6 protein-coding genes are annotated in these 5,069 nt (G+C 62.7%); 2 read left to right on the plus strand and 4 right to left on the minus strand.

Features of this window, described 5'->3' with window-relative positions; genetic code table 11:
• From JWQ24_RS16820 to JWQ24_RS16830, 3 genes are all read right to left on the minus strand, one after another.
• The coding region (locus JWQ24_RS16820) for an alcohol dehydrogenase catalytic domain-containing protein (protein WP_299810293.1) at window positions 1–651 on the minus strand (651 nt) is incomplete at its 3' end.
• A 201-nt stretch (window positions 652–852) separates the two neighbouring features.
• Complete coding sequence (locus JWQ24_RS16825; protein WP_299810296.1) at window positions 853–1,245, minus strand: hypothetical protein; 393 nt, start codon at window positions 1,243–1,245, stop codon at window positions 853–855.
• A gap of 75 nt (window positions 1,246–1,320) precedes the next feature.
• Window positions 1,321–2,778 (minus strand): deoxyribodipyrimidine photo-lyase, encoded by a 1,458-nt coding sequence (locus JWQ24_RS16830; RefSeq protein ID WP_299810299.1) that lies wholly within the window; start codon window positions 2,776–2,778, stop codon window positions 1,321–1,323.
• A 125-nt stretch (window positions 2,779–2,903) separates the two neighbouring features.
• Between JWQ24_RS16830 and JWQ24_RS16835 the strand changes: the two genes are divergently transcribed.
• On the plus strand, window positions 2,904–3,305 hold the full coding sequence (locus JWQ24_RS16835; RefSeq protein WP_299810302.1) for a DUF2177 family protein: 402 nt from the start codon (window positions 2,904–2,906) through the stop codon (window positions 3,303–3,305).
• Window positions 3,306–3,423: 118 nt separating this feature from the next.
• Here the strand turns inward: JWQ24_RS16835 and JWQ24_RS16840 are convergent, their stop codons facing one another.
• Window positions 3,424–4,083 (minus strand): peroxiredoxin, encoded by a 660-nt coding sequence (locus tag JWQ24_RS16840; RefSeq protein ID WP_299810305.1) that lies wholly within the window; start codon window positions 4,081–4,083, stop codon window positions 3,424–3,426.
• A gap of 388 nt (window positions 4,084–4,471) precedes the next feature.
• Here JWQ24_RS16840 and JWQ24_RS16845 point away from each other — a divergent pair, with 388 nt between their 5' ends.
• On the plus strand, window positions 4,472–5,047 hold the full coding sequence (locus JWQ24_RS16845; RefSeq protein WP_299810308.1) for a hypothetical protein: 576 nt from the start codon (window positions 4,472–4,474) through the stop codon (window positions 5,045–5,047).
• The last annotated feature ends 22 nt before the right edge of the window (window positions 5,048–5,069 follow it).

The following is a 5,069-nucleotide window of genomic DNA, read 5'->3' on the forward strand; positions in this document are numbered from 1 at the left end:
GACGCCGATGATCATGTCGGCGCCGGCAAGGCGCAAGCCCTGCAACACGTTGAGCCCGATGCCGCCGAGGCCGAACACGATCGCTTTCGCGCCTTGTTCGACCTTCGCGGTGTTGATGACGGCGCCGATGCCTGTGGTAACGCCGCAGCCGATGTAACAGACCTTGTCGAACGGCGCGTCCTTTCGGATTTTTGCGACCGCGATCTCCGGCAGCACGGTGTAGTTCGAAAACGTCGAGGTGCCCATATAGTGATGGATCTTCTTGCCCTTGATCGAAAAGCGCGACGTGCCGTCGGGCATCACGCCCTGTCCCTGGGTGGCGCGGATCGAGGTGCAGAGGTTGGTCTTGTGCGACAGGCAGGACGGACAGACGAAGCATTCCGGCGTGTACAGCGGGATGACGTGGTCGCCCTTCTTCACCGAGGTGACGCCGCGGCCGACATCGACCACGATGCCCGCGCCTTCATGGCCGAGGATGGCGGGAAACAACCCTTCGGGATCGGCACCGGACAGTGTGAACTCGTCGGTATGGCAGATGCCGGTGGCCTTGATCTCAACCAGCACCTCGCCGTCGCGCGGCCCTTCGAGTTGCACGGTCATGATTTCCAGCGGCTGGCCGGCACTGATAGCGACTGCGGCGCGAACGTCCATGGGAATTCCTTGCGTTAGGGAGGTCTGTCATGTGCGCGACGGCGGGTGGCCCCGCGCAATTTATCGTTGCCGCATGGCATACGGTCCGGCACCGGACATCAAATGAAACATGACGTTCAGGATGTGCGTCTGAACGGCAGACAAGAAAAAGCCCCCGGGCTTTGACCCGGGGGCTTTCACATCACAGCGAGGCTGCGATGCTTACTTCTTGGACTTCTTGGCGACCTTCTTTGCCTTCTTCGGCGCAGCCTTCTTCGCCTTCTTGGCAACCTTCTTCACGGTCTTCTTGGCGGCCTTCTTCGCGACCTTCTTGGTGGTCTTGGCTGCCTTGGAGGCCTTCTTCGCGGTCTTCTTCACTGATTTTGCCACTGTCTTTTTCGCTTTCTTTGCTGTTGTCTTGGCCGAAGATTTCTTGGCCGAAGATTTCTTGGTCGACTTCTTGACGGCTTTCTTTGCCGGGGCTTTCGTCGCCGCTTTCTTGGTGGTGGCCTTGCGGACCTTCTTCACCAAGGAAGTGGCGGCTTCTTTTGTCGCATCTGCAGCGCTGCCGAGAGCGTCTGTCAGCTGCTCCAAAATCGGTGTGTCGTCTTTCATCTTATCCCCCAAAGGTTATCGATTCTCTGACGATAGTCCGATTCGTTCTCCAGATGAAGTGTGAGCGACGTGTAGTCAACTGTTTCGTGTCGACGCATACGCTTTCAATGCGCGCTCGCGACCAGCTTTATGTTCGATGATCGGCGTCGGGTAGGTCTTGCCGAGCGTGACGCCCGCGCGCGCAAACTCTAGCGGGCTAGCGTTCCACGGTTGATGAATGAATTTCGACGGCATGTCTTTCAGCTCCGGCACCCAGCGTCGGACATAGACTCCATCGGGATCAAATTTTTCTCCCTGAAGGATTGGATTGAAGACGCGGAAGTAGGGCGCGGCATCCGCACCGGAGCCCGCGACCCATTGCCAGTTGGCCGGATTGCTTCCGGCGTCGGCGTCGACGAGCGTATCCCAGAACCACTTTTCGCCTTCACGCCAGTCGATCAGGAGGTGCTTCACGAGGAAAGATGCGACCACCATGCGCACGCGATTATGCATGGTGCCGGTGTGCCAGAGCTCGCGCATGCCGGCATCGATCAGCGGGTAGCCGGTCGATCCACGCTGCCAGGCAAGCAGTGCGCGGGCGTCGCGCTTCCAGGGAAACGCATCGAAGGAGGATTGCAGATTGCGCTGCGCGAGGTCGGGGACGTCGAACAACAGGTGCCGGCAGAACTCGCGCCAGCCGACCTCGCTGAGGAATTTACTGATGTCGGTGGCGCGCTGCGGATGCTCGGCGGCGGCGAAGCGCGCCGCGTACCAGATTTGCCGCGGGCTGATTTCGCCGAAGCGAAGATGCGGCGACAGTCTCGAGGTGCCCTCGCGATCCGGCCGGTCGCGGTCGGTCGCGTAGCCGGTGACGCCGTTCTCCAGCCATTCCGCAAGCCGTTCTTGCGCGACCGTTTCGCCCGGCGTCCACATCTCGCGCAGTCCGCCGGCCCAGTCGGGCGCGGTCGGCTCGAGCTTCCAGTCGGAAAGCCTGTCGCTCGCGACCTTCGGTGCGGGCTTGAGCTTCTTCGGTGCAGGCAGCGGCTTGGCGGGATCGCCCATCGCCTGGATGCGTTTCCAGAACGGCGTGAACACCCGCAGGCCACGGCCTTCCTTGGTGCGGATCGCTTTCGGAGCCACCAGCAGGTCGCCGTTGTAGCTGTGTGCGCCGACGTTGAGGTCGGCCAATGCGGCGACCACCTCGTCGGCGACGGCGAGATGCGGCGCCTGAGCGATCTCGTTCCAGTGCACGTGGCCGGCATCGACCTCGCGCGCCAACGCCGCGATGACATCGGCGGCCGCGCCGCGGCGCAGCACCAGCGCGCCGCCGATCGCCTTCAGGCTGGCGTCGAGCGCGCGCAACGACTGCGCCAGCCACCAGCGCGTCGCACCGCCGATCGGCCGCGCGTTCGGCTGCAATGCCGCGCTCTGTTCATCGAACACATAGAGACAGATCACCGGCGCGCCGCTCGTGGCGGCGGCGTGAAGGGCAGCGTGATCGGACAGGCGAAGGTCGTCGCGAAACCAGACGATGTGGCGGGATGTATCGGTCATGCGGCAAATCTAACACGCCAGCACGGCAATCGATCCGGATCTATTACCGCGGTACCTTGCAACCTTGCACCGACTGGCGCGTATCTGCCGAGACCATTGCGCCCAAAATCATTCCGGAGACCGACGTGAAGCGATACGCATTTCTCTATCTGGCGACGTTCATCATCATGCTTCCGCTCGATCTGATTTTCCTGGGCAGCATCGCCAAGGGCTTCTTCACCGCGCAGGTCGGTGACATGCTCGGCCCGGTCCGCATTGCGCCGGCGATCCTGTTCTACTGCCTGTACATCGCTGGCATCCTGATCTTCGCCAGCGGCTCGCAGGGCGCGACCTGGCAGTCGGCGTTGCTGTACGGGGCTCTGTTCGGCTTCTTCTGCTACGCGACCTTCGAGCTGACGTCGCTGTCGCTGCTCAGGCACTGGACCTGGCCGGTAGTCTGCCTCGACATTGCCTGGGGGACTTTCGTCACCGCGACATCGGCCACGCTCGGCCTGCTGCTGGCGAACTGGGTGGGGTCGAAGGTCTAGCGCCGGACCTCTCAGCCGTCATTGCGAGCGGTGCGAAGCAATCCCGAGCCATGAAGAACGGCTGGATTGCTTCGTCGCAAGAGCTCCTCGCAATGACGAGGAGGGTGATGTTCGGCCGTTACTTCGGCTGCGGCACGATCCGGATGTAGGGCTTGGGCGACTTCCAGCCGTCGGGATAGATCGTCTTGGCCTCGTCGTCGCTGACGGAGCCGGCGATGATGACGTCTTCGCCCTGCTGCCAGTCGGCCGGGGTGGCGACGCGGTGCCTGGCGGTCATCTGCAAGGAGTCGATGACGCGCAGGATTTCCGCGAAGTTGCGGCCGGTGGTCATCGGATAGACCAGCACCAGCTTGATCTTCTTGTCCGGCCCGATGACGAACACGTTGCGGACGGTGGCGTTGTCGGCGGCGGTGCGGCTGTTGGCGTCGCCGGAGACGGCCGCCGGCAGCATGTCATAGAGCTTGGAGACGTTGAGGTCGGTGTCGCCGATCATCGGGAAGGTCGGGCCGAAACCCTGGGTCTCGCGGATGTCCTCGACCCAAAGCGAATGCTTGGTTACCGGATCCACACTGAGTCCGATCAGCTTGACGCCACGCCTGTCGAACTCCGGCTGCAGTCTCGCCAGTGCGCCGAGTTCGGTGGTGCAGACCGGGGTGAAGTCCTTGGGGTGCGAGAACAACAGCACCCAGCTGGTGCCGATCCAGTCGTGAAACTTGATCCGTCCGGTCGTGGTGTCGGCTTCGAAATCGGGCGCGACCGCGCCAAGTTGCAGTGTCATAGGTCTCGACCTCATGTCGTTCTAGTTACAGAAGAATTCCGCTGTCGGACTATACGAGGCGCAAGCGGGCAGGGGAACACCATGCGCAAAAGGACAAGATCCTTCTCCGGCCAAAGCCACCGGGAGCATCTTCTTTTGCCAAGGTCGCCTGCGACAAAATGATCTCAGCAACATGGAAACGTCATGCGCCCTGATGTTGCCGTTTGTCCGGCCCAATCCCGCCTGACCGGACTGCGACATCGGCGTGAACTCGGACGCCGTTCGCAGCGACAAATCTGCAACGGCTTAAAAAGTGACGCCCCGCAAAATCATCCGTTAAGCCACCGTTAATCCCCGCATGGAAATGCTGGGGGTTCAGAATGACAAGACCCAAAGAGAAGAGTTTGAAATGTCTACCGCCGCTCTCGCCGGATTGTCCGGCACCATCGAGCCCTCCGATATCACCGACCGCCGCGCCGCGGCCCAGGCCCTCGCGGTCGTGCGCGACGGGGTGATCACCGGCGAAGGTCCGACTGCCGGCGGCCGCATCCATTTTTCCCGCGCGCTCGACGCCGATGACGCCGCCTGGTGCGCGCGCATCCTCACCGCCGCCGGCGTCGCCAGCGAGCCGGTCAGCCGCGCCGAAGCCGAAGCCCTGTTCGACATCAACGAAGCCGGCGCCGAGCGCAGCGACGATGGCCGTTTCGACGACCTGTTCGCCAAGGCCGTCGTGCATCACGCTGCTTCCGCCTCCGGCCTGCCGGTGCCGTCGCGCACCGTTGCGCTGTCGCCGGATACCGCGATCGAGAGCTGGGCGCCCACCAAGGCGGTCGGCGTCGATACCGAAGTGCTGGAGTGTATCGCAAGCCAGATGCGCGGCCGGCGCCGCAGCAACCGCACCTTGATGACCCTGGTCGCAACCATCATTGGCGCCGCCACGCTGCCGTTGGCGCAAATCCCGAACGTGTTCGATATCGGCCTGTAGGCTGGCCGCTCTTCATCCCATC

The organism is Tardiphaga sp. (assembly GCF_028290495.1).
Classification (GTDB): domain Bacteria; phylum Pseudomonadota; class Alphaproteobacteria; order Rhizobiales; family Xanthobacteraceae; genus Tardiphaga.